The following is a 24964-nucleotide window of genomic DNA, read 5'->3' as shown; positions in this document are numbered from 1 at the left end:
TTATGCAACAGCGTTGCTTTAATGAGAAGCATGACACGAGTCGGACTGCTGGGCTACGGCATCGCGGGACGGGTGTTCCACGCCCCGCTCATCTCCTCGACCGACGGCATGGACCTCGTCGCGATCGTCACGGCGAACCCCGAGCGGCAGGCACAGGCCAGTGCCGCACACCCGGACGCCAAGATCGTGACCGCCGACGAGCTGTTCGAGCTGGACCTCGACCTGATCGTCGTCGGCTCCCCGAACCGGACGCACGTCGAGTACGCCCGGCGAGCGATCGACAAGGGTGTCGCGGTCGTCGTGGACAAGCCGTTCGCGCCGACGAGCGCCGAGGCGAAGGATCTCGTGGCCGCCGCGCAGGCCAAGGGCGTGCCGCTCACGGTCTTCCAGAACCGCCGCTGGGACAGCGACTTCCTGACCGTGCGCAAGATCATCGGCCAGTTGGGCGACATCAGGCGGTTCGAGTCTCGATACGAGCGCTGGGTGCCCGAGATCTGGGACAACTGGCGCGAGTTCGGCGCTCCGGAAGAGGCCGGCGGCCTGCTCTACGACCTCGGCGCGCACCTCGTCGACCAGGCGCTGCAGCTGTTCGGTCCGGTCAGGAGCGTCTACGCCGAACTGGACCTGCGCAGGCCCGGCGCGCAGGTCGACGACGACGTGTTCGTGGCGTTGACGCACGAGAACGGCGTCCACTCACACCTGTGGGCCAACGCGCACGCCGCCAACCACGGGCCGCGGTTCCGCGTGCTCGGCAGCGAGGGCGCATTCGTGATCAACGGCCTGGACGAGCAGGAGGACGCGCTCGACGCCGGCCGCCGGCCGACCGACCCCAACTGGGGTTACGAGACCCGCAGCGGCCAACTGGGCGTCCTCGGCGAGACGGTCGAGGTCCCCGTCGAGCTCGGCGCCTACGAGACCTTTTACGCCGAGCTGCAGGCCGGGCGGATCCCCGTCGACCCGGCCGGCAGCGTGTCCGCGCTCGAGGTCATCGAGGCCGCCTTCACGTCCGCGCGCGAGAACCGGGTGGTGGAACTGTGAACCCCACCAGCGAAGAGTTGCTCGCCCAGGAGCGGCGCCTGCAGTTCACCAGGTTCGGCAACGACGTCGCCATCGAACTCGGCCTGCACCTGCTCGACGCTGCCCGCGAGCAGGGCCTGCCGATCGCGATCTCGGTGCAGCGCAACGGACACCGGCTCTTCCACGCCTCGCTGCCGGGCACCGCGCCGGACAACGACAGCTGGCTGGAGCGCAAGGCCCGCGTCGTCGACCGGTTCGGCCACAGCTCGTTCTACGTCGGCACGACGTTCCGCGAGAAGGGCAAGGCGTTCGAGGACGAGGCACACCTCGACCCGGCCCTGTACGCGGCGCACGGCGGCGTCTTCCCGGTCATCGTGCGCGGCACCGGCCCGGTCGGCACCGTCGGCGTCTCCGGGTTGCCGCAGGCCGAGGACCACGCGTTCGTCGTCACTCAGCTGGAATCGTTCCTGAACTCCCGCGACGCGCAATAGCACGAATAGTCCTTGGTACAAAGTCCGAGTCTCGGCTACCACTAGCACCAAGAGGCGGAACGTTGTATTGATACACACCACTTCGAGTGGATTCCGACCCACTCGGAGTGGTGTTGTATAGCAGCCGAGCACGCCTCACCAATGCGCACAAAAGAGTGATCTTACTGGACCAAACGAGTGGCCAATTCCACAGGCAGACGAATAGCGACAGGTCACCCGGCTGCCGATACAAAGGTTCTTGCGTAGTGCACCAGTTGTACGCTCCGTAGCACCTACAGGCGTAAGACACCCACCCGAATGTCGCCTTTTTGGCCCCTTCACAGCTCTCAATTGCGCGAACTAACGTCCTTTCCGGCTTATCGGATTGGTCCATTAGCGCATTGAGATAGGTGGGTGCAGGGTTGTGACTGTGACGGATTCTGACCTCAATGAGGGCCGTCAGCAGCTGAGTTTGGGCACGGCCGCCGCACGTAATCTGGCCACTACCACCAAGTCCGTCCCGCAGATGCAGGGAATCACTTCCCGCTGGCTGCTCAAAGTACTGCCCTGGGTCCAGGCCGCGGGCGGTGCGTACCGCGTCAACCGCCGTCTCACCTACACGCTGGGCGATGGCCGTGTCTCGTTCACCAACGTCGGCGCGGACATCCGCGTCGTGCCTGCCGAGCTCACCGAACTGTCGCTGCTGAAGGGCTTCGACGACGAGGCGGTCCTCGCCGCGCTGGCCGGCCGGTTCCAGCAGCAGGAGTTCGGCATCGGCGACCTGATCGTCGAGAAGGGCCGGCCGAAGGACACCGTCGTGCTGATCGCGCACGGCAAGGTCGACAAGATCGGCACCGGTGAGTACGGCGGCGAGACCGTGCTCGGCAACCTGGCCGACGGCGAGTACTTCGGCGAGACCGTGCTGGCCGGGCCGCAGGGCGAGTGGGAGTACACCGCCAAGGCCGTCACCCCGGTCACCGTCCTCACGCTGTCCTGGGAGGACTTCCAGGCCCTCAACGGCGAGGCCGGCGGCCTGCGCGCGCACATCCAGCAGGCCTTCAACAGCCGCAACAAGCCGCAGAACGACTTCGGCGAGGCCGAGATCGGCATGTCCGCCGGCCACGACGGCGAGCCGGTGCTGCCCGGCACGTTCGTCGACTACGAGCTCTCGCCGCGCGAGTACGAGCTGAGCGTCGCGCAGACCGTGCTGCAGGTGCACACCCGCGTCGCCGATCTCTACAACAACCCGATGGACCAGGTCGAGCAGCAGTTGCGGCTCACGATCGAAGCCCTGCGCGAGCGCCAGGAGCACGAGATCGTCAACAACCGGTCGTTCGGCCTGCTCCACAACGCGGACCTCAAGCAGCGCATCCACACCCGGTCCGGCCCGCCCACCCCGGACGACTTCGACGAGCTGCTTTCGGTGGTGTGGAAGGACCCCGGCTACTTCGTCGCTCACCCGCGCACGATCGCGGCGTTCGGCCGCGAGCTGAACAAGCGCGGGATCTACCCGCAGCACGTCGACTTCAACGGCCAGTCCATCCCGGCGTGGCGCGGCATCCCGGTGCTGCCGTGCAACAAGATCCCGATCTCGGACACCCGCACGTCGTCGGTGATGCTGATCCGCACCGGCGAGCAGAACCAGGGCGTCATCGGCCTGCACCAGACCGGCATCCCGGACGAGTACCAGCCGGGGCTTTCCGTGCGGTTCATGGGCATCAACGACCAGGCGATCATCAACTACCTGGTCAGCGCCTACTACTCGGCCGCCATCATGGTGCCGGACGCGATCGGTGTGCTGGAGCACGTCGAGCTCGGTCGCGAAGGCTGATGACAACGTTCACCATGCCGGAGTTCTACGTGCCGCACCCGGCGCGGATGAACCCGCACCTCGAGCGCGCCCGCGTCCACTCCACGCAGTGGGCGCGGGACATGGGGATGCTCGACACCGGGGTGTGGACTCCGGAGATCCTCGCGGGCGACGACTACGGGTTCATGTGCGCGTGGACCCATCCCGACGCGCCCGCGGAGATCCTCGACCTCATCACGGACTGGTACGTCTGGGTCTTCTACTTCGACGACGAGTTCTTCGCGGAGTTCAAACAGAACACGGACGTGGCTGGCGCCAAGGCGTATCTCGACCGGCTGCCGGCGTTCATGCCGATCAACGGCACGGACCCGACGCCGGAGCCGGTCAACCCGACCGAACGCGGCCTCGTCGACCTCTGGCAGCGCACGATTGGGCTGATGTCGGAGGACTGGCGGCGCCGGTTCACCACGAGCACCCACAACCTGCTGCTCGAGTGCATGTGGGAAATCAAGAACATGGCGTCCGGCACCGTCGCCAACCCGATCGAGTACATCGAGATGCGCCGCAAGGTCGGCGGCGCGCCGTGGTCGGCGAACCTGGTGGAGGTCTCCGAGGCTGCCGAGCTGCCCGCGTCCATCGCGGGCACCCGACCGCTGCGGGTCCTCTCCGACACGTTCTCCGACGCGATCCACCTGCGCAACGACATCTTCTCGTACGAGCGGGAAGTGCAGCGCGAGGGCGAGAACTCCAACGGTGTCCTGGTGTTCGAGAAGTTCTTCGGCCACGACACGCAGACGGCGGTCGAGGCCGTGAACAACCTGCTGACGTCGCGGCTGCACCAGTTCGAGAACACCGTGTTCACCGAGCTGCCGATGCTGTTCTCCGAGCACGGCGTCGGCCCGTTGGAGCAAGCTCGCGTCCTCAAGTACGTGAAGGGCTTGCAGGACTGGCAGTCCGGCGGGCACGAATGGCACCTGCACGCCGGCCGCTACACCAAAGTGGACGGTGGCGCCGGGAACTCCGCGTTCTTCCGCACGATCCTGCGCGGGCCGACCGGTCTGGGCACTTCCGGCGCATGGCTGGGGGTCTCGCGTGGTTGACTTCGACATGCCGTTCGCGGCACGGCTTTCCCCGCACGCGGATCGCGTGCGCCAGCACACCAAGGCGTGGGTGCGGGACATGGGGATGCTGGGCGGCACGCCGTGGACCGAGGCGTTCTACGACGCGGCCGACTACGGCGGTTTCGGCCCGCTCACCCACCCGACAGCCTCTCTCGACGACCTGAAGCACATCAACGACTGGCACACGTGGGGCTTCTACCTGCACGACGCGTTCCGCGAGGGGTTCCTGCGGCCGCGCAACGTGCCGGGCGGCAAGGCGTTCGTCGCGCGGCTCAGGTCGATCCTGTCGGATTCGTCGGTGCTGCCGCTGAACCCGGCCGAGAAGGGCCTCGCCGACCTGGTCTCGCGGTCCACTTTGGACGACGATGACCGGGCAGGGGTGCTCGACCTGCTGGAAGGAATGTTGTGGGAGCTGCACAACACCTCCCAGGGCCGGGTGCCCGACCCGATCGACCTCGTCGAGATGCGCCGCAAGACCAACGCCGGTGAGCTGTCCGCAACGCTGGCGTTGAAGTCCGTGGGCGCCGAGCTGCCCGCGGAGTTGTTGCGCAACTCCACGATGAAGGCGCTGATCGACTCGTTCGGCGACGTTCCCGGTCTGCGCCAGGAGATCCTCGGGTTCGACGCCCTCTACGGCTCCGGTGCCAGCACGACCAGCGCGGTGCTCGCGGTGCAGCAGTTCTTCGAGTGCGAGCGGCAGCAGGCCGTCTCGGTGGTCGCCGACCTGGTGGCCGCGCGGTTGCGGCAGATCGGTTCGATCATCGCCGAGCTGCCGTCGATCGCGGACGAGTACGCGCTGGACGAAGCCACTCGTGCCGGGCTGCACCGGTACGTGGAGGCGTTGAAGTCCTGGCTCGCCGGCGAGCTGCTCTGGTCGCAGAGATCCGGCAGATTCAGCTTCTCCCCCACCCCCACCCGGAAGTCGTTCCACTCCCCCACTGGACTCGGCACTGCCGCAGTCCTGGTTCGTCAATAGATTGGATTCGCAGTGACTGTTACCGATCCGGGCGTTGGGGTCGAGGATCAGCAGATGAGCCTGTCGCGGGCCGCTGCGCGCAACCTCGCGACGACCACCAAGTCCGCACCGCAGATGCAGGGCATCTCGCCCCGCTGGCTGCTGCGCATGCTGCCGTGGGTCGAGGCCAAGGGTGGCGCGTTCCGGGTCAACCGGCGCCTGAGCTACGCCGTCGGTGACGGTCGGGTCACGTTCACCAGCGTCGGTTCCGAGGTGCGGGTGGTGCCGCAGGAGCTGTGCGAGTTCCCGTTGCTGCGCGGGTTCGACGACGAGGCCGCGCTCACCGCGCTCGCCAACCGCTTCGAGCAGCGCGAGTACGAGCCGGGTGAGGTGATCGCGGAGCGCGGCGACCCCGCCGACTCGATCGTCGTCATCGCGCACGGCAAGGTCACCAAGACCGGCCGCGGCGAGTACGGCGACGAGGTGGCGCTCGGCACCGTCGCGGACGGCGAGCACTTCGGTGACAACGAGGTCCTCGCCGGTGTCGAGGCGACGTGGGACTTCACCGCCCGCGCGTTGACGCCGACGACCGTGGTGGTGTTGTCCAGGGCGGTGTTCAACCAGCTCAACGGCCAGATCGAGCCGTTGCGCGACCACATCGCGCAGCAGCTGGCCAGCCCGTCCGGCGCGGCGAACAAGCACGGTGAGGCGGAGATCAAGCTCGCGTCCGGCCACGACGGCGAGCCGACGCTGCCCGGCACGTTCGTGGACTACGAGCTGCGGCCGCGCGAATACGAACTGTCGGTGGCGCAGACGATCCTGCGCGTCCACACCCGTGTGGCGGACCTCTACAGCCAGCCGATGGACCAGGTCGAGCACCAGTTGCGGCTGACGATCGAGGCGCTGCGCGAGCGGCAGGAGTTCGAGCTCGTCAACAACAAGGAGTTCGGCCTGATCGCCAACGCCGACCTCAAGCAGCGGGTCAGCACCAGGTCCGGTCCGGTGACGCCGGACGACATGGACGAGCTGATCTCGCGGCGCCGCAACACCAAGCTGATCCTGGCGCACCCCAAGGCGATCGCCGCGCTGGGCCGGCAGCTGTCGGCGCGCGGTCTGTACGCGCCGACGGTCGAGGTCGAGGGCCAGCAGCTGCAGTCGTGGCGCGGCATCCCGATCGCGCCGTGCGACAAGATCCCGGTCAACAAGAACGGCACCACGTCGATCCTCGCGATGCGGCTGGGCGAGGAGAAGCAGGGTGTCGTCGGCCTGCGCCAGACCGGCATCCCGGACGAGTACGAGCCCGGCCTCAACGTGCGGTTCATGGGCATCGACGAGCACGCGATGCTCAAGTACCTGGTGTCGACGTACTACTCGGCCGCGATCCTGGTGCCGGACGCGCTGGGCGTGCTGGAGAACGTGGAGATCGGTCTCTAGCGATGACTGCGGAACTCACCGAACCTCTCGCGGCGGGCAGACCTGCCGGCGAGGTGCTCGCGTGGAGCCGGGGGCTCGTGCTCCCGGCTCTGCGCAAGGCCGTCGAACAGTTGCCGCCGTCGCTGCGCACGATCGCGGAGTACCACCACGGGTGGCGCGACGAGTACGGCAACCCGGTGCTGGAGAACGGCGGCAAGGCGATCCGCCCGGCGTTGGTGCTGCTCGCGGCCGAGGCCGTCGGCGGTGCCGCGTCCTCTGCTGTCCCGGCGGCGGTGGCAGTGGAGCTGATCCACAACTTCTCGCTGCTGCACGACGACGTGATGGACGGCGACACGACGCGCCGGCACCGGGCGACGGCCTGGACCGTGTTCGGCGTGAACGCGGCGATACTGGCGGGCGACGCGTTGCAGACATTGGCCGTGGATGTGCTTGCGGCGTCAGGACATCCACGCGCTCTCGAAGCGATCCGGACGCTGGGCGACGCCGTCGTGGCGTTGCTCGACGGGCAGGCGTTCGATCTCGACTTCGAGACGCGTTCCGATGTCCGCGTATCCGAGGTCGAGCAGATGGCGCGCGGCAAGACCGGTGCTTTACTCGGCGCTTCAACGGCTTTGGGCGCGCTCTACGGCGACGGCACCGACGAGCAGATCGAGGCCATGCGCGGCTACGGCGCCGAGCTCGGTCTGGCGTTCCAGCACGTGGACGACCTGCTCGGCATCTGGGGCGACCCGGCGGTGACGGGCAAGGCCGTGCACTCGGATCTGATGAGCCGCAAGAAGTCCTTACCCGTCGTGCACGCGCTGACCGCCGGTGTGCCCGCGTCCGCCGAGCTGGCGTCGTTGTACTTCGGCTCGGCCGAGATGAACGCGGAAACGCTTGCGCGGGCTGCTGCTCTGGTGGATCTGGCCGGTGGCCGCGCGTGGAGCCAGACGCAGGCCGACGAGCTGCACACACAGGCCCTGGTTCACCTCGGCGAGGCCTCTCCGACGGCACGCGCGGCCGTGGAACTGGGCACGCTCGCCCAACTGGTCACCCATCGAGACCATTGAAAGGCACCCGATGACGGAACATCCGCCGCGCTCGGTGCTGCTCGCGTCACCCCGGTCGTTCTGCGCCGGGGTGGAGCGCGCCATCGAGATCGTGGAACGGCTGCTCGACCAGCGCGGCGGCCCCATCTACGTGCGCAAGCAGATCGTGCACAACCTCCACGTGGTCCGGGCGCTGGAGGCTCGCGGCGCGGTGTTCGTGGAGGAGCTCTCCGAGGTGCCCTTCGGTGCCACAGCGGTGTTCTCCGCGCACGGCGTCTCTCCCGCCGTGCGCGCGGAGGCCGTTTCCCGGTCGTTGGACGTGCTGGACGCGACCTGTCCGCTGGTGGCCAAGGTGCACGCCGAGGCTCGGCGCTTCGCCGAGCGCGGCGACACGATCGTCCTCATCGGACACGCGGGTCACGAGGAGGTCGACGGGACGCTGGGCGAGGCACCCGGCCAGATGGTGCTGGTGGAGACCGTCGAGGACGTGCAGGCTCTGGAGATCACCGGACCGGTCTCGTATCTGACGCAGACGACGTTGGCGGTGGACGAGACGGTCGAGGTGATCGAGGCGCTGCGGCGGAAGTTCCCGCAGCTGCGCGGTCCCGGGTCCGACGACATCTGCTACGCCACCACGAACCGGCAGATCGCCATCCGGGAGGTGGCCGAGCAGTCGGACCTGGTGCTGGTGGTGGGCTCGAAGAACTCGTCCAACTCGGTGCGGATGGTGGAGCTGGCCGCCCGCACCGGCACGCCGGCCCACCTGATCGACGACGCCTCGGAGATCGATCCGGCGTGGCTCGTCGGAGTGACCTCGGTGGGTCTGTCGGCAGGTGCGTCGGCTCCCCCGTCGTTGGTCGACGAGGTGGTGTCCGCGTTGCAGGCCTTGGGTTCCGTCACGGTTTCCACGCACACGACGGCCGTCGAGACGATCGCCTTCACGTTGCCGCTGGCGGTGCGCCGTGCTGGCTGACATCACCTCGCCCGCTGACGTCCGGGCGCTTCCTTCTTCTTCGCTTTGCTCGCTGGCCGAGGAGATCCGGTCGTTCCTCATCGCCAAGGTGCATCGGACCGGCGGGCACCTGGGGCCGAACCTCGGCGCCGTCGAGCTGTCGATCGCGGTGCACCGGGTGTTCTGCTCGCCTGTCGACGTCGTGCTGTTCGACACCGGGCACCAGTCGTACGTGCACAAGATGCTGACCGGGCGGGTTTCCGACTTCGACTCGTTGCGTCAGGCCGGTGGTCTGTCCGGTTATCCGTCGGCGGCCGAGTCCGCGCACGACGTGATCGAGAACTCGCACGCGTCCACCGCACTGTCCTATGCGGACGGTCTGGCGAAGGCCTTCGAGCTGGCCGGTGCCGATCGCCGGGTCGTCGCGGTCGTCGGCGATGGCGCGTTGACCGGTGGCATGTGCTGGGAGGCGTTGAACAACATCGGCGGGTCTTCTCGGCCGGTCGTGGTGCTGTTGAACGACAACGGCCGCTCCTACGACCCGACTGCGGGCGGATTCGCCGCTTCGTTGCTGGCCGGCACGGCGCGCGGGCTCTTCGAGGCGCTGGGTCTTGCCTACATCGGCGAGGTCGACGGCCACGACGTTCACGCGGTCGAGAACGCCCTGTGGGAGGCCAAAACTCTCGGACGCCCGGTCGTGGTGCACTGCAAAACCGTGAAGGGCAAGGGTTACGAGGCCGCCGAGACCGACGAGTCCGATCGCATGCACGCGGTCGGCGCGTCCGGTTCGTCCGGTGGCCGCACCTGGACCGACGCGTTCTCCGACGAGATCGTCGCGATCGGCTCCGAACGTCCGGACGTCGTCTGCCTGACCGCGGCGATGCTGGAACCGGTGGGGCTGCGGCCGTTCTCGCTGAAGTTCCCTTCGCGCGTCTTCGACGTGGGCATCGCCGAACAGCACGCCGTGACGTCCGCCGCGGGCATCGCGATGGGCGGGCTGCACCCTGTCGTCTGTGTTTACGCGACCTTCCTGTCGCGTGCCTTCGACCAGCTGCTGATGGACGTTGCGCTGCACCGGTTGCCGGTGACGTTCGTGCTGGACCGCGCCGGCGTGACCGGCCAGGACGGCGCGTCGCACCACGGCATGTGGGACGCGTCCGTGCTGCCCGTCGTGCCGGGCCTGCGGTTGGCGGCTCCGCGCGATCCCGCGTCGTTGGCCGCGTTGCTGCGCGAAGCCGTCGACGTGTCCGACGGCCCGACGGTCGTGCGCTACCCGAAGGCCACCGCAGGCCCGGACATCCCCGCGCTGCGCCGGGTGAGCCACTTCGACGTGCTGCGCGAAGTCCCGGAGGCCGACGTACTACTTTTGGCGGTCGGCCCGATGGCGGGTCCCTGTTTGGCCGCGGCAGAGGAGCTAGCTGGACATGACGTGCGCGTCAACGTGGTCGACCCTCGCTGGACAGCTCCGCTCGACCCGCACCTCGTCAAGTACAGCGGCCGCCATCGACTGGTTCTCGCCGTCGAAGACACGACGTCAACGGGTGCACTGGGCGCACGCCTCGGTCAAGCGCTGACCGGCACAGCCTCCTGCGTAGCAACGTTCGCGCTACCACCACGCTTCCTGCCCCACGACTCCCGCGCCCGCATCCTGCGCGCGCACGGCCTGGACGCGGCCGGCATCACGACGAGCGTGCTGAAGCGCCTCGGCGCGAAGTGACGTACCAGCCGATCGCGAAACTGATCGCGATCGCCCCCGCACCAACTAGTGGGGCCTTGACCTCGGCGGGGAGTTGCAGCGGGCGCATGGCCGTGGCGAGGCTGAGCAGAATCGGCCCCTGCACGATGAACGCAACGTAAGCAGACCGCGCCAGCCCTTCAGCGAAGGCCCCCTGCCCGGTCAGCCGCCGCTGCGCCAGCCCGATGAGCCACAAACTGCCCGCCACCACCAGAATCCCCTCGGTGAGCGCGAGCGCCGCCGCCTGCCACCGCCAACCACCGAGGAACGGATCGGCGTTGTTCGCGAGATCCAGCACGCCCAGGAACGCCGCCGCGACCGGAAGCATCGCGATCGTGGCGATGACGACGTTGCGGCTCGCCTTGTAAATGTCGTCCGGCACCCGCTCGGCCAGCTTCCGCCCACCGATAGCCCCCAGCACGAACATGCCGATGCACTGCGGCCACCACCACAGGTGCAGGTCGCCAACCTGCCCGCTCCTCGCTGGAAACACCAATCTCGTCAGGAACGTCGTCCCCGCCACCAGCATCGTCATGCCCACCACGGTCCGCGTGGTGAGGACGCGCTGTTTGATCGGCGGCGCCAGCGCGAGCGCTATCGAAAAGATCAGCAACGCCCCCACGAACCACAGCGATCCGCTGTCCAGCAACGGATCCCGATGCGTGAACGCGTGCCACCAGCTGACTGGTCGTCCCGCACCGTTGTAGGCGATCCACACGAACGTCGGCCAGACGACGACCGCGCTGAGAATCCAGGGCGTGCCGAGCCGGACGAGCCGGTCAGCGACGAATCTCCTGGTGCCTTTGCGCTCGATCGAGTCCGGCGTGAAGATCCCGGCCATGAAGTAGAACGTGCCCATGAAGAACAACCCGGACGGCCCGATCAACGCCGCCAGCACGGTCTCCACGCCGGGATGGAACGTGACCTCGTTGACCTCGTCGTACGGCCAGCCCCCGACCGCGGCGTAACCGAGCAGCGCGTGGCCACCGATGACCCACGCCACGAGGATCACCTTCAAGTTGTCCACAGCGGACAATCTCATGCTTCCGATGGTCCGCTTCCCGCTGCAGGAACGCCAGCGGCCGTTCGCGGCGCTCTACGTCCCGGTACCGCAATCCCTGGGATCCGCGTCCCACCACCCGAACCCCACTCCGCGCTACGGCCGATCCCCCGTGTAGACGCCCAGCGCGCGGAACCGCAGCCCCGGCTCCTGGTACTCCTCCATCGCGTGCGCGATCCACCCCACGATCCGGGCGATGGCGAAGATCGCCTCCCCGGCGTCCGGCGGCATCTGGAACGTCAGACCCAGCTGCGCCAGCGCGAGGTCGATGTTCGGGAACGTCAGCGGCTGCGTCTCGATGATCCGGTCCGCCACCAGCGAGCCATGCGGGCGCAACTGCGACAGCAGGTGCTCGGCGCGCGGATCCCGCGCCTGGTAGATGCGGTGCCCGAAGCCGGGAATGCGCTGGCCGGTCCGCAAGCGCTCGGCCACCGCGCCCATCGGGTCGGCCTCGGCCTGCGCCAGGAACCGGTGCGCAAGCGTCGTGGCGGTGCCGTGCTTCTGGCCCTCCATCGCGCCCAACCCGGCCGACACCACGGCGTATGGATGCGCACGGGCCGAAGCCGCCACACGAGCAGCCATCGTCGAGACGGCGAGGTCGTGGTCGGCCAGCAGGATCAAGGCCGCGTTCAAGATTTCCGGCTGAGGCGGCAGCGGGGACAGCCGGGCCCACAGCCGGTCGGCGATGTCGGTGCCCTGCGGCTTGCCCACCAGCGGCAGCGACTCGACGACGTCGGCGATCAGGGCCTTGGCCGTGGACACGGACCGCTCGAGGTCGAACCGCAAGGGGTCGCCGGCGCTGGCCAGAGCGACGGCCACGCGGATGCGGTCGGTGAGGGTGGCGCTGTCCGGGAGAGCCATCCAGATCTCCTGGCCCTCGGGGAACTGCAGGCCGACGGTGTCGACCGACGTCCACAGCCAGTGCGCCACGTCCTCGAAGCGCTTGGAAGCCGAAAGCTCCGTCACCGAGCGGCCGCGGTAGTAGAGGCGGTCGTGCTCCAGCAGCGAGATGCGGGTGCGGATGCGATCGGTCACAGCCGCCACTGCTCCGCGCGCACCAGTGCGTTGCGCCAGGGCTTCCACCTCGGCGACGTCGAACATGCTTTGCCTGTTCAGCTTTTCGCTGGTCAGGAGGCCGCGGCTGACGTAGGCGTACACCGTCGCCGGTTTGACGCCCAGGCGGCGGGCAGCTTGATTCGTCGTCAACATTGATTCCATCAACATTGACTGTACATGACATGTTGACGGAGCCTGTTGTACATGTTGATTGATGCACCCAAAGGGCTTAAAGACGTCGTCGTCACCACGACCCTGATCGGGGACGTGAACGGGGCCGCGGGCTACTACCACTACCGCGAGCACGACGCGATCGAGCTGGCCAGGACGCGGACGTTCGAGGACGTCTGGTTCCTGTTCGTCGAGGGCCGGCTGCCGAACGCCGAAGAGGCCGCGCTGTTCGCCGCGCAAGCCGCAGCGTTGAGGCAACTACCAGCGACTATCAGCGACGTGCTGCCGGCGATCGCGCGGTCGGGGTGCACGGCGCTGGCCGGGCTGCGCACCGCGCTGTCGATGCTGCCGGCGCAACCGATGTGGGACGCGCCGATGAGCAGCAGGAAGGCGGACGCGCTCAGGGTCAGCGCGATGACGCCGACGATCCTGGCGGCACTGCATCGACTCAAGCTCGGACTTGATCCCGTCAACCCCAGGGTTGATTTGTCAACGTCGGCGAACTGGTTGTACATGTTGACTGGACGGGAGCCGTCAACATGGACGAGCCGCGCCGTCGAGCAGTACTTGATCGCCACGATCGACCACGGCTTCAACGCGTCAACGTTCACCGCGCGCGTTGTCGCGTCAGCGGGTGCGGACGTCGTGTCGGCGGTGACGGCGGCGATCGGGACGTTCTCCGGGCCTCTGCACGGTGGCGCACCCGACCGGGCGTTGGAGGCGTTGGACCTCATCGGCACGCCGGACAACATCGACCCGTGGGTCCGCGAACGGATCGAGCAGGGCGACCGGATCATGGGGTTCGGCCACGCCGTCTACAAGACGGAGGACCCGCGGGCGCGCCTGCTCAAGGAGATCGCACTGGAGCAGCCGACCCCGCTGACCGAGTTCGCGGTCACGGTCGAGCGCAGGGTCACCGAACTGCTGGCCGAGCTGAAGCCCGGCCGGCAGCTGTACGCGAACGTGGAGTTCTACGCCGGCGTGGTGATGGAGCAGTGCGGGATTCCGCGCGAGATGTTCACGCCGACGTTCGCGTGCAGCCGGGTGATCGGGTGGTGTGCCAACGCGCTCGAGCAGTCCGAGGACACGAAGATCATCCGCCCGGTCGCCCGGTACACGGGGCCGGCACCCCTCATCAAGTGAGGTACCGCAGGTCGTCGCGCACGCGGATGCGGTCACGGTCGTTGACGTCGGACGAGCCGGCCAGACCGGCGTTGCGGTCGCGGTGGCGGTCGAGCCAGACGGAGATGACTGCCAGGACTAGGACGATCGCTGCAAGTGTCATGCGTAAAGTTTGCGCCCAGCAAAATCCCGCCAACAGTGGCAGATCTGACGAGGCGCGATAAAATCCTGCCATGCTGCGATCGGTGGCGGTTCCGCTCATCGACGGCGTCGCGCCGTTCGAGTTCGGCCTGCTCTGCGAGGTGTTCGGCGTCGACCGGACCGAGGAGGGCGTGCCTCTGATCGACTTCCGCGTGTGCGGCGAGCTCCCCAACCAGCCGGTGCCGACGAGCATTCGAGGCGTCAGCATCACGCCGGAGTACGGGTTCGACGCGCTGCTGGACGTCGATCTGGTCGCCCTCCCGGCGGCGCGGATCCGGGACGTTTACCCGGAGAAGCTGCTCAAGACCGTCCAGGAGACCGACGCGACCCTGCTGAGCGTGTGCAACGGGGCGTTCATCCTCGGCGCGGCCGGCCTGCTCGACGACCGCCGCTGCACCACGCACTGGCGCGAGACGAGGGAGTTCACAGCCAGGTTCCCGAAGGCCCACCTGGACCCGGACGTGCTGTTCGTGGACGACGGCAACATCATCACCAGCGCCGGCACCGCCGCGGGCATCGACGCCTGCCTGCACCTGGTCCGCAGGGAGCTCGGCACGAAGATCGCCAACATCATCGCCCGCCGGATGGTCGTGGCGCCGCAACGCGACGGCGGTCAGCGGCAGTTCGTGGACCTCCCGATCCCCGAGTGCAGCTCAGACAGCCTCGAACCGGTGCTGGAGACGGTGCTCGACACGATCGCGGACAACCACACTGTGGCGTCCATGGCGAAGCTGGCCGTCATGTCGGAACGGACGTTCGCGCGGAAGTTCGTCGCGGAGACCGGCACCACGCCGAACAAGTGGCTTTCACTCCAACGAGTGCTGCACGCGCGCAGGCTGCTTGAAGAGACCGACCTGGACGTCGACGCCGTCGCCGCCAGGTCAGGCTTCGGGACAGCCGCCCTCCTCCGACACCACTTCCATCGGGTCGTCGGCGTCGCACCGAGCGATTACCGCCGCACATTCGCCTGTCGTTAGGCGCGTGAAGATCTTCTCCGAGATCTCCTCCAGCGCCTTCACCTCGGCGTCGGAGAGCTGGTCGAACACCAGCGCGCGCACGGTCTCGGCATGCGCGGGCGCGGCCGCCTCGATCGCGGACCGGCCCAGGTCGGTCAGCACGACGAACGACCCGCGCCCGTCACTGCGGCAGTTCTCCCTGCGCACCAGGCCGCGCTTCTCCATCCGGGCCACGTGATGTGAGATGCGACTCTTCTCCCAGTGCAGGAACCGCGCGAGCTCCAGCACGCGCACGCGTTCGTCAGGCGTGTCGGTGAGCTGCACCAGCACGGCGAAGTCGGTCATCGAGATCTCCGAGTCGACCGACATCTGCCTGCTCAGGTGCGCATTGAGTTCCCCCTGCATGCGGACGTAGGCACGCCACGCCCGCTGCTGCTCGGGTTCCAGCCATCGTGTCACCTGCTCAGCATACGGGAATAGTTGACACATCATCCAGGTTCAGGCAAGGTGGATGACACTTCAACCAAATCGAGCAACCGAAGGACTGAGCACCATGACCACCGCCACCAACCTCTCCGAACTGACCGGCGCCTACGTCATCGACGCCTCGCACTCCCGCATCGGCTTCGTCGCGCGCCACGCGATGGTCACCAAGGTTCGCGGTGCGTTCAACGAGTTCGACGGCAAGATCTCGATCGACGGTGACAAGCCGGAGAACACCACCGCCGAGGTGACCCTGAAGGTCGCGAGCATCGACACGCGCAACGCGCAGCGCGACGGTCACCTGACCACCAACGACTTCCTCGCCGTCGAGACCTACCCGGAGATCAAGTTCGTCTCGACCTCCGCGAAGCAGGTCGACGAGGACAACTTCGAGATCACCGGCGACCTCACCATCAAGGACGTCACCAAGAGCATCACCATCCCGTTCGCCTTCGAGGGCGTGGCCGTCGACCCGTTCGGCAACACCCGCGTGGGCTTCGAGGGCTCGCACACCATCAACCGCAAGGACTACGGCGTGACCTGGAACGCCGCGCTCGAGACCGGCGGCGTCCTGGTGAGCGAGAAGGTCGTGCTCGAGTTCGAGATCTCGGCGATCAAGCAGGCCTGACGACGGCCACCGGGCACGGGGCGTGGTAGATCAGGGCCTGCGAGGTAGACCCGAGCAGCATCCCGGCGAATCCGCCACGCCCCCGTGCACCGACCACGAGAAGCCCGGCCCGTTCCCCGAGTTCCAGCAGCAACGGAATCGGCCGCTCCCGCACCACCAGCTGTTCCACCGCGACGTCCGGGTACTTCTCCAGCCACCCGGACATTCGCGTGTTCAGCAGCGCAGACTGCTCGTCGTGGTGTGCCATCGCCGCCACCAGCGGCACCTCTCTTGCGGCGGCCTCCTCGAACCCGAAGCCGATCGCCGGGTCTGACTCTGGCGAGAGATCGACGCCCACCACCACGGGCCCCTCATGGTGATTGCCTCTCACGACCACAACAGGGCACTCACCATGGTTAGACAGTGAAACAGCCGTTGAGCCCACTAACGCTCCGGTGAACCCGCCCAGCCCGTGCGACCCCAACACCACTTCCCGCGCGCGTGCCGACTCCGCGAGCAACACGGGCGTGGGATGTTCCATCCGTAGGTCGTGCTCCACCGACACGTCAGGCGCCTCTGCCCGTGCGACGGCAACAGCCTGAGAGAGCCACATCCGCCCCTGGTCGTACATGGCCGACCGCAACTCACGCGCCGACGAGATGACCTCGGGATACCCGCGCGTCGGCAACGTGTACGCGTGCACCAGCCGCAACGGCGCGTCGTGCAGCACACACGCGCGAGCGGCCCACGCCACCGCCGCGAGCGCGGACGAAGACCCGTCGACACCGACCACCACAGGCAGTGCGCTCATGATCCCAAAGTAGGCCCGATCGTCGCAGCGAGCCGCGTGTCGTTGGTCCCCTCCTTGCAGGGTCTTTGGGCTACCGTGTCACGAATGGCGACGCGTGTTTTCCTCGTCGATGACCACGAGATCGTCCGCCGCGGCATAGCGGACCTGCTCGGCGAGGAGTCCGACCTCGAGGTGGTCGGCGACGCCGCGTCGGTCGCGGAGGCCCTGGCCAAGATGCCGACCGCCGAGGCCGACGTGGCGGTGCTCGACATCAGACTCCCCGACGGCAACGGCATCGAGCTGTGCCGCGAGCTGCGCAGCCGCATCCCCGGCCTGCAATGCCTGATGCTGACGAGCTTCGCGGACGACGAGGCCCTGTTCGACGCGATCATGGCCGGCGCTTCCGGTTTCGTGCTGAAGCAGATCCTGGGCGCCGACCTGGTCAACGCGGTCCGCACGGTAGCCGCCGGCCAGTCCCTCCTGGACGCCCGCACCACGTCCGCCCTGCTGAACCGCATCCGCCGCGAACGCGAGGAAGGCGACCCGCTGCGCATGCTCAGCGAGCAGGAGCGCACGGTCCTCGACCTGATCGGCGAGGGCCTGACGAACCGGCAGATCGCCGAGCGCATGTTCCTGGCCGAGAAGACGGTCAAGAACTACGTCTCGCACCTGCTGGCGAAGCTCGGCATGCAACGCCGCACCCAGGCCGCGGTGTTCGCCTCCCAGTTCCGCAAGGACGGCGACAAGCCCCGCTAGCTCATTCGAGTGAACCTCTGTCTCGTGGTTCACGTTCGGCCGCTGCGGCGCCCCTTCTCCCCATGGACCCCGCGGTGATCGTGTTGATGGGCGGGCTCGGCAGCCAGGTGCTGGCGGTCGTGGCGCTGGCTGTGCGAGCAAGACAGAAGCGGCGACGGCAGGTGATCCACCTGCGCGTGCGCATCACGCGGGACGGCGATGTCTGACGACAAACCCGCGCGCACCACCCCGCAGGTGCGCGCGGGTTCGGAGTCAACGGATGAGTTCGCGGCCTTCTACCGGACCAACTTCAAGCCCCTGACCGCATTTGTGCTGATGCACGGCGCTTCTCTGGTCGAAGCCACCGACATCGTCCAGGACACGATGATCGAGGCCTACCGGTCATGGGACCGAATCGACCACCACCGAGCTTGGGCTTACCGGGTGGCGTCGAAGACGTTCGGGCGCAGGCAGTTCGCGGCGGTGGAGGACGTGGTCGCTGTTCCTCCCGAACCGGCACTGCCGCTGTGCGGTGACATCGAGAACTGGGAGCAGCAACAGGACCTCCTGACCGCTCTCGCGGTGCTGCCGCCGCGGCAACAGCAGGTCATGGCGTGGACGTTGTCCGGGTTCCGGCCGACGGAGATCGCGGACGAGCTCGGCATCACGCCTGAGGCGGTGCGGTCCAGCCTGGCGAAGGCCCGCCAGGCCCTCAGTGCGCGAGGTGACCGATGAACATCGACCAGCAGCTGGCCGCGCTGCTCACTTCGCTTGACGACGTGCTCGACCTCGAACGCGGCCTCGCGGACGCCACGCTGTCCCGCGCTCACGCCGAACTGGTGGCCGGGCTCGCCGACGCGCTGGACCTCGCGGCTGGCCTCGCAGACGTGGTGCAGCCCCCGCCGCTGGCACCACTCGAGCGTCTTGCCGCCTTCGCCGATGAACTCGCCGCACGTCCCGCCGCCGAGCGACTGGCTGCCCGTTCGTGGCTGTCGGTGAGCCTCCCCACCGAGGCGTACGCCCTCACCACGCTGATCCCGACCGTCCGTGATCTCACTGTCAAGGCCTTCTCCTTCAAGAGCGGCCGCAAGTTCCGCAGCTCGGCTCAACCGGAGCTCTGGAGGCTCGTACACGGACTCGAAGTCGCCGGCCTCCAGGGCACACAGCTCCACCAGTTCGCGCACGCGTTCCTGGACACGCTCGGGCACTCGCTAACCATCGTCGAAGCCCGCCGGCATGCTCTTACGCTCAACCAAGGCTTCGCCGAGAGGCATGCGAACCTGCTCAGGGAGATCGACCGCCGGGCACACGGCTCCGCCCTTGCTCAACGGGTGCACAGCGGACTCGTCGACGTCGCTTTCGCGGGCGCTTTGCTGGGGCCGCTCAGCCAACTGGTGTCGGCGCTGACGAGCGTGGTCGGAGCCGACCTCACCTCGGCAGACCTCGCTGGCCTTTCGCTCGACGGGGTGCGCTGGTCGTCGGACACGCGCTGGCCGGAAGACTGGGAGGCGTGGGTGCGCGACAACTCGGTTCCCATCACGGACGACGTCTTCGAGATCCGTCCGGGAAAGGCGGGGAGCTGGTTGCCTACGTGACGACCGGCAGCGGAACCCGCCACACCACGCACGCGCCGCCACCCTCGGTCCCGCGCACCGCGAACGTCCCCCCGAACTTCGCGGCACGACTCGCCAGGTTGCGCAGTCCGCTGCGCGAAGCCTCCGCCGGGATGCCGATCCCGTTGTCCTGCACCGTGATCACGACGTCCTCACCGGCGTCGATCAGCACGGTCAGCTCCGTGGCGGAGGCGTGCCGCACGGCGTTCGTGACGGCCTCCCGGACGACAGCCTCGACGTGTTCGGCGAGTTCGGGCGGCACCGAGTTGTCGACGGTGCCGGACATGCGCACGGCCGGCGACAGGTGCGTTGACTCGGTCAGGCCGGCCACCAGGTCGAGCAGCCGGCGCCGCAACGAGGTGTTGTCCGTCGAGTGCAGGTCGAAGATGGACGTGCGGATCTCGCGGACGGTCTCGTCCAGCTGCTCGACGGCGGTCTGCAGGCGGGCGGCCACCTCGGGCTCGGTGATGCGGCGCATGGTGGCTTGCAGGGTCAGGCCGGTGACGAACAGCCGTTGGATGACGTGGTCGTGCAGGTCGCGGGCGATGCGGTCGCGGTCCTCCAGCACGTCGAGCAGGCGCTGCGAGCGTTGCTGCTCGGCGAATTCCAGGGCGACGGCCGCCTGGTCCGCGAACGACGCCAGCATCGGCACCTGGTCGGGCAGGAAGCGCGTCTCGCCACCGCGGCGCAGCACGACCAGGGCGCCCGTGACGCCCGCGCCGGAACGCAGCGGGACGGCCAGTGCCGGGCCGAAGCCGGAGCCCGGGTCGTCCACCAGCAGGGGGATGCCGGAGCGGATGACCTCGTCGACGGCGTGGTCGGCGGCGTTGAAGTTGTCGATCTTCACGCCCGCGCTCGCCGCCACGGACAGCGGGGTGTGCTGGCCGTCGCCGAGCACGACCAGCGCGGAGTCGGCGCCGGCCAGTTCGACGGTGCGCTGGGTGATCAGGCGCAGCGCGTACTCGCCGGACGCGCCGCCGAGGAGTTCGGAGTTGACCTCGCCGATCGCCTCCAGCCACCGCTCGCGCATCCGGGAGCGCTCGAAGAGCCTGGCGTTCTCGATCGCGATGCCGGCGGCCGCGGCAAGCGCTTGCAGCACGGCCTCGTCGTCGGCGGTGAACTCGGCGGCGTCGATCTTCTCGGTCATGTAGAGGTTGCCGAACACCTCGTCGCGCACGCGCACGGGCACGCCGAGGAAGCTGTGCATCGGCGGGTGGTTCGGCGGGAAGCCGACCGACATGTCGTGCTGCGATAGGTCACGCAACCGCAGCGGGGTCGGGTCCTTGATCAGCAGGCCGAGCAGGCCCTTGCCCTCCGGCAGGTGGCCCATCGAGGCGCGGGTGCGTTCGTCCACGCCCACGTACACGAACTCGGACAGGTCGTCGCGCGTGCCGAGGACGCCGAGCGCGCCGTAGCGGGCGCCGACGAGGTCCACCGCCGCCTGGACGATGCGCTGCAGCGTCGAGTCGAGCTCCAGCCCGGACGCGACGGCGAGGACGGCGCCGAGCAGCTCCTGCATGTGGTCGCGCGTGGTCACGATCTCGTCCATGCGATCTCGCACCTCGTCGAGCAGCTCGTCGAGGCCTCGGCGATCAGGCACGTCAGACACGCCGATTAGGTTCGCATACTTTCGCCCAACGCACGGCCCTACCAAGTGAGGACCTTCGACCGTGGCCGCCCGCCGCCGCCAGCCTGAGAGTGTGAGCATGACCATCGCCGTGCCGGACGCACTCGGACTCGCGAGTGAGGACGTGCGCGGCGTCGTTGCGCTCGCGAGAGCCTCGGCGCCCGGCGTGCGCTTCGAGGTGCGTCCCGAACAGATCGAGCTGCACACCACCACCCCGCACAGCAGGGAGCTGCGGATCGCCTGCGGTGTCGCGCTGCTCAACGTGCGGCTGGCGTTGCAGGGACACGGCATCCGTCCACTGGTGACGTTACTCCCCGGCCCGAGCGCCAACGACGCGGCCGCGGCGGTGCGGCTCGGTGGTTACCAGGAGCCGAACCCGGACGTGCTGGCGTTGCTGCACGCGTTGCGCACGAACCGTCGCACGTGGACGACGTTCCCCGAACTGGCCTCGTGGCGCGGGTTGCTGTCCCGTGCGGCCGAAGTGGAACGCGCGTGGCTGCACGTGAAGGGCGGCACCGAGCTGGTGCTGTGCATGTTCAACCAGGGGGCCGCGGCGGAAATCCGTGCGGGGCAAGCGATGCAGCGCGTCGTTCTCACGGCGGGGACGGTCGGGATCGCCGTCCGCCCCGCACTGGACCCGATCAGCCTGTCCGCGTTGCGCGCGGACCTGCGCCCGTGCCTCGGCAACACGCTGGTGCCGCAGATGGTCCTGCGGCTGGGTGCGGGGTAGACCGGGTCCGTCCCACGTCGCGCGGGGGTCAGCTGACACGCGGCGCGGGACGGGCCCGGCGCACCACTAGGTGGTGATGAACTTCGTCGGGTCCGCGACTGGCGACTCGACCACGAGGTCCTTGTACTCGTCCTCGATGCCCTTGTTGTGGATCTGGATCGCGAGCGGCGCCTCGCGGCCGGCGGGTTCCTTCTTGTCCTCGAACTTCAGGACTTCCTGTGCCTTGCACTTGGTCGCGCCGTCGGGCAACGGGCAGCAGGCCATGCGCGCGATGCCGGTCTCACCGTTGGCGAGGATCTCGCACTGCGCCCACTTCTTCACGTCCCAGTTCGGGTGCGGGTACTTCGTGAAGAGTCCCTTGCCGCCGTTGTTGTGGCCGGGCCGGTAGTCCCACGCGCCGCCGTTCGGTGGCTGGAACTGGATGGCGCCGAGGCCGTTCAGCGGCGGCGTCTGGATCTTGCCCCAGATCAGCACGGTCGGCTTGTGGTTGCCGGAGACCTGGCGCAGCTTGAAGATCCAGCGGAAACTCTTGTACTGCTGCTTGTTGTAGTAGATCCAGCCGCGCGAGGCGTCTTTCTGGCTGTGGATCGCGCCGTTCTTCACCACGAACGCGCCCTTCGCGTGCGCGGTCCACCCGTCGAGCGTCTTGCCGTCGAAGATGGGCACCAGCACGGGATCTGCGGCCCGCGCCGGGGTCATGCCCGCGACGAGCGCCAGCACGAAGGCAGCGACTATCCACAATGGACGACGAAACATCTCTTACCGTCCTCGGCTCCGAGGTTTTCGGCAGCGACGGTGCGACCACCGTAGAACCGGGTCATCGGAGCAGTCAACGGCAAGGCGTGTTTCTGAAAACGGACAAACCCTATCGGGCCGCGGCGTGATCACTAACCCTTGCCGGCCTCCTTCACGCCCAGGCGGGTGCATCGCACTGCTGGGCGTGAAGGAGACCGGCGAGGATTGTGGTCACGTCGCGAGCACCGCCTTCCACAGCAGTCGAGCCAGTTCCGGGTGGCAGATGTCGTTGTGCGCACCGGCGATTCCGTCGATCCGCCGGATCACCGACGTGCAGTCGACGTTGTGCACCTGACCCCGCAACAGCTCGCCGGGAGATCCGATGTTGTGCCCGTGCACATAGGTGCCCTGCACGCCGTGCGAGCCGATGCCGCCGTACTTCGGGTACTCGTCCAGGTCGACCTGACGACCGGACCGCGCGGCCAGCGGGTAGAACCGGCCGATCGCGTGGTCGTGCGCGGACGTGGTGACGATGATCGGGCCCGGTACGCGGCCGAGCACGCCGCGGAAGTAGCCGGAGCCCGGTTCGCCGGGCAGCCGTTCCGCGAACGACCACAGCGACATCGCGCCCTGCACCAGGGTCAGCGTCGCGGCCGGCACGACGTTCGCCATCGCGGTCGCCGTGATGCAGCCGAAGCTGTGGCCCATCAGGTGGATGCGCGCGGCAGGTGCGGCCTGGGCCACGTCACGGGCGATGCGCGCGGCGCCGCTCTCGCCGAACACCTTGGCGCGGCGCTTCATCTTCCAGAACGTCAGGATTCGCAACGGCGACAGGATTCCGCCCAGTGCCGGGTCTTCCAGGCACGCCCGGTAGAGCTGCTCGGCGTCGAACGGCATGCCGTCCTCGCCCGGCAGGTCGGGGACCGAGCTCTCCAGGTAGTCGTAGGCCTGCTTGACCGCGGCCGACATCCGGCACGGGTGTTCGCGCGCGGCCTGCACGATCGTGCGCACCGCGGCGGTGCGGCCGGCGCCTCCGCCGAGGCGCTGGGCCTGTGCCTTGATGAACTCGTCGGACCGCACGTCCTCGTCGCCCCAGGCCTTCGACGGCCAGTGCAGGCCGATCAGCAACGCCTTGAAGCCGCCGGGAAGCCGGTGCGCCGCCTCGCGTTCGGCTCGGCAGTCGGCCATCGTCCTGACCCACTGCCCGTACTGCTGACGGGCGGCGGGCACGTCGCCGTTCCACCCGTGGATGAAGAAGAACACGTCGGTGACACCGCGGCGGGCGTCGTACAGGACGTCCGCGCTCTCGCGCCCCCGCTCGTTGCCGGTCTCGTCGAAGCAGACGAGGTGATAGCTGATGTCGTGGCCTGGCACGGATTCTCGGGACATCGCGGATCACCACCACACACAAAAAGCGCGCCCTACTGTTCTCCGGTTATCGGAACGCGGACGGCTCATGGTTAGCCCTGGCGATCAGGAAAACCCGTTCGGACCAGGCGATTCACCCCGATTGCGCCGGTAGTGTCGGGCCGCGCGGACCCTGTTGCCGCAACCTGGCGAGCACCATTCGCGGCGCGGGTGGTCCTTCACGAAGTACAGCACGCAGCCCGGTGCATAACAGGCGCGCAACAGCACGCGGTTCTCGCCGGTGAACAGCTCCACGGCCTCCGCGGCGATCGAGGCGAGTGCCTGAACCGCGAGCGGTCCCTCACTTTCGTTGTCCCGCAACAGTTCCCCGTCCCGCACGGCCAGCTGCGGCCACTGCCGCGCACTGCGCGCCGCACGGTTGACCTCGGCCGCCGCACGCTCCAGGTCACGATTTTGCGCGACCGCACGCGTGTCTTCGGTGAGCACCCCGGCCAGGTCTCTGAGGGCCTGGCGCAGCGCGCGAAAGGCCTCGAGGTCGCCCTGATCGGCCGGCACGCCGAGGAAGTCGCGGAGCCCACTGACCGTGGTCAGGTCGTCGTGGATCTGCGACCGGTTGGCCCAGACGGTGTTCATCAGCAGGACCGGACGGGGCTCGTCGGGCGTCAGCACGTCTAACGGTAACACACACTTGCATCCGTTAGACACTCGTTCTAACGTTTGCAGCGCCACCCAACCATTGGAAGGACTGCCCGTGAACCTCGTCCCCCCGTTCGACGCCGACACGGCCCGCCTGAAGGTGCGGGCCGCCCAGGACGCCTGGAACACCCGCGACCCGCAGCGCGTCGCCGCCGCCTACACCCCGGATTCGGTGTGGCGCAACAGGTCCGAGTTCGTCCGGGGCACCGAGGAGATCGTCGGGTTCCTCACCCGCAAGTGGGAGCGCGAGCACGAGTACGTGCTGCGCAAGTCGCTCTGGGCGTTCGGCGACAACCGCATCGCCGTGCGCTTCCAGTACGAGTGGCACGACGCTGAAGGCCAGTGGTGGCGCAGCTACGGCAACGAGAACTGGGAGTTCGCGGAGTCGGGCCTCATGTCGCGGCGTGAGGCGAGCATCAACGACGTGCGGATCGCGGAGTCCCAGCGTCGCATCGACCCCGACTCGACCTACGACATCCCAACGGAGTAACG

General features: G+C 68.1%; 27 protein-coding genes. 18 read left to right on the top strand and 9 right to left on the bottom strand.

Annotated elements, in window-relative coordinates; translation table 11 throughout:
* Nucleotides 1-21: 21 nt before the first annotated feature.
* The 9 genes from DI276_RS30535 to DI276_RS30500 all read left to right on the top strand — a co-directional run bounded on the left by DI276_RS30535 (nt 22) and on the right by DI276_RS30500 (nt 10504).
* Complete coding sequence (locus DI276_RS30535; RefSeq protein ID WP_198681000.1) at nt 22-1038, top strand: Gfo/Idh/MocA family protein; 1017 nt, start codon at nt 22-24, stop codon at nt 1036-1038.
* Complete coding sequence (locus DI276_RS51325; RefSeq protein ID WP_198680999.1) at nt 1035-1508, top strand: heme-degrading domain-containing protein; 474 nt, start codon at nt 1035-1037, stop codon at nt 1506-1508. The genes DI276_RS30535 and DI276_RS51325 overlap by 4 nt, the downstream gene beginning before the upstream one ends.
* A gap of 403 nt (nt 1509-1911) precedes the next feature.
* Nucleotides 1912-3318, top strand: coding sequence for a family 2B encapsulin nanocompartment shell protein (locus DI276_RS30530; RefSeq protein ID WP_198680998.1), 1407 nt, complete (start codon nt 1912-1914; stop codon nt 3316-3318).
* Nucleotides 3318-4397, top strand: coding sequence for a terpene synthase family protein (locus DI276_RS30525; RefSeq protein WP_112269649.1), 1080 nt, complete (start codon nt 3318-3320; stop codon nt 4395-4397). The genes DI276_RS30530 and DI276_RS30525 overlap by 1 nt, the downstream gene beginning before the upstream one ends.
* The gene (locus DI276_RS30520; RefSeq protein ID WP_112269647.1) at nt 4390-5394 is read left to right on the top strand and encodes a terpene synthase family protein; all 1005 of its coding nucleotides are present in this window, start codon (nt 4390-4392) and stop codon (nt 5392-5394) included. Before DI276_RS30525 ends, DI276_RS30520 begins: the two co-directional genes overlap by 8 nt.
* A gap of 54 nt (nt 5395-5448) precedes the next feature.
* Nucleotides 5449-6807: a family 2B encapsulin nanocompartment shell protein gene (locus DI276_RS30515; RefSeq protein WP_112269645.1), complete on the top strand. Its 1359-nt coding sequence runs from the start codon at nt 5449-5451 to the stop codon at nt 6805-6807.
* A gap of 2 nt (nt 6808-6809) precedes the next feature.
* Entirely contained in the window at nt 6810-7856 is a 1047-nt protein-coding gene (locus DI276_RS30510) for a family 2 encapsulin nanocompartment cargo protein polyprenyl transferase (protein WP_112269643.1), read from the top strand.
* Nucleotides 7857-7866: 10 nt separating this feature from the next.
* A complete protein-coding gene (gene ispH, locus DI276_RS30505) occupies nt 7867-8808 on the top strand; it encodes a 4-hydroxy-3-methylbut-2-enyl diphosphate reductase (protein ID WP_112269642.1) in 942 nt (313 codons plus the stop codon).
* A complete protein-coding gene (locus DI276_RS30500; protein WP_112269641.1) occupies nt 8798-10504 on the top strand; it encodes a 1-deoxy-D-xylulose-5-phosphate synthase in 1707 nt (568 codons plus the stop codon). The genes ispH and DI276_RS30500 overlap by 11 nt, the downstream gene beginning before the upstream one ends.
* Here DI276_RS30500 and DI276_RS30495 read toward each other — a convergent pair.
* Both DI276_RS30495 and DI276_RS30490 read right to left on the bottom strand, forming a co-directional pair.
* Nucleotides 10467-11564 carry an acyltransferase family protein gene (locus DI276_RS30495; RefSeq protein ID WP_112269640.1) on the bottom strand — a complete coding sequence of 366 codons (1098 nt, stop codon included), beginning with the start codon at nt 11562-11564 and terminating at the stop codon, nt 10467-10469. The two genes, DI276_RS30500 and DI276_RS30495, sit on opposite strands and share 38 nt — an antisense overlap.
* Nucleotides 11565-11678: 114 nt before the next feature.
* Nucleotides 11679-12800, bottom strand: coding sequence for a citrate synthase (locus DI276_RS30490; RefSeq protein ID WP_112269997.1), 1122 nt, complete (start codon nt 12798-12800; stop codon nt 11679-11681).
* Between the two features lie 42 nt (nt 12801-12842).
* Between DI276_RS30490 and DI276_RS30485 the strand changes: the two genes are divergently transcribed.
* Nucleotides 12843-13952, top strand: coding sequence for a citrate/2-methylcitrate synthase (locus tag DI276_RS30485; RefSeq protein ID WP_112269638.1), 1110 nt, complete (start codon nt 12843-12845; stop codon nt 13950-13952).
* On the opposite strand, the gene DI276_RS50295 is transcribed toward DI276_RS30485, so the two are convergent.
* Complete coding sequence (locus DI276_RS50295) at nt 13945-14094, bottom strand: hypothetical protein (protein WP_157985040.1); 150 nt, start codon at nt 14092-14094, stop codon at nt 13945-13947. The genes DI276_RS30485 and DI276_RS50295 overlap by 8 nt on opposite strands.
* Before the next feature lie 70 nt (nt 14095-14164).
* Here DI276_RS50295 and DI276_RS30480 point away from each other — a divergent pair, with 70 nt between their 5' ends.
* On the top strand, nt 14165-15109 hold the full coding sequence (locus tag DI276_RS30480; protein WP_112269636.1) for a helix-turn-helix domain-containing protein: 945 nt from the start codon (nt 14165-14167) through the stop codon (nt 15107-15109).
* On the opposite strand, the gene DI276_RS30475 is transcribed toward DI276_RS30480, so the two are convergent.
* Nucleotides 15014-15547 (bottom strand): MarR family winged helix-turn-helix transcriptional regulator, encoded by a 534-nt coding sequence (locus DI276_RS30475; RefSeq protein ID WP_112269634.1) that lies wholly within the window; start codon nt 15545-15547, stop codon nt 15014-15016. The genes DI276_RS30480 and DI276_RS30475 overlap by 96 nt on opposite strands.
* Before the next feature lie 94 nt (nt 15548-15641).
* Here DI276_RS30475 and DI276_RS30470 point away from each other — a divergent pair, with 94 nt between their 5' ends.
* Entirely contained in the window at nt 15642-16199 is a 558-nt protein-coding gene (locus DI276_RS30470) for a YceI family protein (protein ID WP_112269632.1), read from the top strand.
* On the opposite strand, the gene DI276_RS30465 is transcribed toward DI276_RS30470, so the two are convergent.
* The gene (locus DI276_RS30465) at nt 16186-16989 is read right to left on the bottom strand and encodes a universal stress protein (RefSeq protein ID WP_112269630.1); all 804 of its coding nucleotides are present in this window, start codon (nt 16987-16989) and stop codon (nt 16186-16188) included. The genes DI276_RS30470 and DI276_RS30465 overlap by 14 nt on opposite strands.
* 84 nt (nt 16990-17073) lie before the next feature.
* Here DI276_RS30465 and DI276_RS30460 point away from each other — a divergent pair, with 84 nt between their 5' ends.
* The 4 genes from DI276_RS30460 to DI276_RS30450 all read left to right on the top strand — a co-directional run bounded on the left by DI276_RS30460 (nt 17074) and on the right by DI276_RS30450 (nt 19298).
* Nucleotides 17074-17724 carry a response regulator gene (locus DI276_RS30460; RefSeq protein ID WP_112269628.1) on the top strand — a complete coding sequence of 217 codons (651 nt, stop codon included), beginning with the start codon at nt 17074-17076 and terminating at the stop codon, nt 17722-17724.
* A 62-nt stretch (nt 17725-17786) separates the two neighbouring features.
* On the top strand, nt 17787-17930 hold the full coding sequence (locus tag DI276_RS50290; protein WP_157985039.1) for a hypothetical protein: 144 nt from the start codon (nt 17787-17789) through the stop codon (nt 17928-17930).
* Complete coding sequence (locus tag DI276_RS30455; RefSeq protein WP_112269626.1) at nt 17923-18438, top strand: RNA polymerase sigma factor; 516 nt, start codon at nt 17923-17925, stop codon at nt 18436-18438. The genes DI276_RS50290 and DI276_RS30455 overlap by 8 nt, the downstream gene beginning before the upstream one ends.
* The gene (locus DI276_RS30450) at nt 18435-19298 is read left to right on the top strand and encodes a hypothetical protein (protein ID WP_112269624.1); all 864 of its coding nucleotides are present in this window, start codon (nt 18435-18437) and stop codon (nt 19296-19298) included. The genes DI276_RS30455 and DI276_RS30450 overlap by 4 nt, the downstream gene beginning before the upstream one ends.
* Here the strand turns inward: DI276_RS30450 and DI276_RS30445 are convergent.
* Nucleotides 19291-20865, bottom strand: a complete 1575-nt coding sequence (locus DI276_RS30445) for a sensor histidine kinase (RefSeq protein WP_232837046.1) — start codon at nt 20863-20865, stop codon at nt 19291-19293. The two genes, DI276_RS30450 and DI276_RS30445, sit on opposite strands and share 8 nt — an antisense overlap.
* A gap of 157 nt (nt 20866-21022) precedes the next feature.
* On the opposite strand from DI276_RS30445, the gene DI276_RS30440 reads away from it, so the two are divergent.
* A complete protein-coding gene (locus DI276_RS30440) occupies nt 21023-21673 on the top strand; it encodes a hypothetical protein (protein WP_112269620.1) in 651 nt (216 codons plus the stop codon).
* Nucleotides 21674-21739: 66 nt separating this feature from the next.
* Here DI276_RS30440 and DI276_RS30435 read toward each other — a convergent pair whose 3' ends face one another.
* From DI276_RS30435 to DI276_RS30425, 3 genes are all read right to left on the bottom strand, one after another.
* Entirely contained in the window at nt 21740-22414 is a 675-nt protein-coding gene (locus tag DI276_RS30435; protein WP_232837027.1) for a family 16 glycoside hydrolase, read from the bottom strand.
* A gap of 225 nt (nt 22415-22639) precedes the next feature.
* A complete protein-coding gene (locus DI276_RS30430) occupies nt 22640-23797 on the bottom strand; it encodes a hypothetical protein (protein WP_112269616.1) in 1158 nt (385 codons plus the stop codon).
* A gap of 84 nt (nt 23798-23881) precedes the next feature.
* Nucleotides 23882-24445 (bottom strand): CGNR zinc finger domain-containing protein, encoded by a 564-nt coding sequence (locus DI276_RS30425; protein ID WP_112269614.1) that lies wholly within the window; start codon nt 24443-24445, stop codon nt 23882-23884.
* Between the two features lie 82 nt (nt 24446-24527).
* Here DI276_RS30425 and DI276_RS30420 point away from each other — a divergent pair, with 82 nt between their 5' ends.
* Nucleotides 24528-24962, top strand: a complete 435-nt coding sequence (locus tag DI276_RS30420; RefSeq protein ID WP_232837026.1) for a nuclear transport factor 2 family protein — start codon at nt 24528-24530, stop codon at nt 24960-24962.
* The last annotated feature ends 2 nt before the right edge of the window (nt 24963-24964 follow it).

This window comes from Lentzea terrae (assembly GCF_003265345.1).
Lineage (GTDB): Bacteria > Actinomycetota > Actinomycetes > Mycobacteriales > Pseudonocardiaceae > Lentzea > Lentzea terrae.
The sequence above is the reverse complement of the archived record's forward strand: the minus strand, read 5'-3'. Positions and strand labels throughout refer to the sequence as shown.